This is a genomic window from Micromonospora sp. NPDC003776 (assembly GCF_053605645.1).
In genome coordinates, this window is the sequence record NZ_JBSGJR010001012.1 from 1 (window position 1) to 1,013 (window position 1,013).

Consider the following 1,013-nt stretch of genomic DNA (forward strand, 5'->3'; position numbering starts at 1 on the left):
TCGGCCCGCGGCCGGAGTTCGTCGGCCCGCGTCCCGAGCCCGTCGGCCCGCGGCCGGAGTTCGTCGGCCCACGTCCCGACCCAGTCGGCCCGCGGCCGGAGTTCGTCGGCCCACGTCCCGACCCAGTCGGCCCGCGGTCGGAGTTCGTCGGCCCACGTCCCGAGTCCGGCGGCGTTCGGCCGGATGCGGTTCGGCCGGAGTCCCGGCCGTACCCGGACGAGCGGCCGGGCCGGCCGGCCGAATCCGGTCCGGTCCACCGTGGCGACGGCCGGCCGGCACCGGTCGAGCCGGCCGCCCGTACCCGGCAGCCGGAGGACCTGCGGGATCGGCCGACGTCGCCCGCGCCGGTCCGCTCCGACGACCCGCGGTCGAGGCCCCCGGCCGGTGCTGGCGAGGCCCGCGAGAGCCGCCTGCCGGCGACACCGCCCCACCCGGACAGCCGGCCGGCCGCCGCGCCGCGTTCCGACGACCCGCGACACCGGCCGACGCCACCGGTCCGGCCGGACGAGCCGCGACCGGCCCCGGCGCCGGCCGCCCCGAGCCGGCTGGACGACGGCCGGCGCCCGCCGGTGGACCGGCCCGACGCACGTCCGGTCGCGCCCACCTCGGGCGCACCGGCGTCGGGCGCACCCGTCTCCGGCCCGCCAGTCTCCGCTCCGCCGGTCTCCGGCCCGCCAGTCTCCGGCCCGCCAGTCTCCGCTCCGCCGGTCTCCGGCCCGCCAGTCTCCGGCCCGCCCGTCTCCGGCCCGCCGGTGCAGGGCGTGCCGGTGCCGCGGACGTCGGGACCGGGTATCCCGCCCGCCGGCGTGCCGGTGGTCCCGGTGCCGGGTGCCCCCGTGGCGGACCGGCCGGTTTCCGGCGGGCCCGGCCAGCCGCCGGTCGACCGCCCGGAGCGGCCTGCGGCCCCCGAGGCGCCCACCTCCGCGCCGCCGGCCGCCGACCTGCGCGTCGAGTTCCTGCCCGGTCCTCCCGCGCCGTCGGCGCCTGACCCCGCCATCCCGCCGGCGGACGAC

1 protein-coding gene is annotated in these 1,013 nt (G+C 82.4%); it reads right to left on the reverse strand.

Annotation, left to right across the window (positions count from 1 at the left end; all coding sequences use genetic code 11):
* Positions 1-257: hypothetical protein (locus ACWEVO_RS37140; RefSeq protein ID WP_452312044.1), on the reverse strand; the 257-nt coding region annotated here is incomplete at its 3' end.
* Positions 258-1,013: the final 756 nt, after the last annotated feature.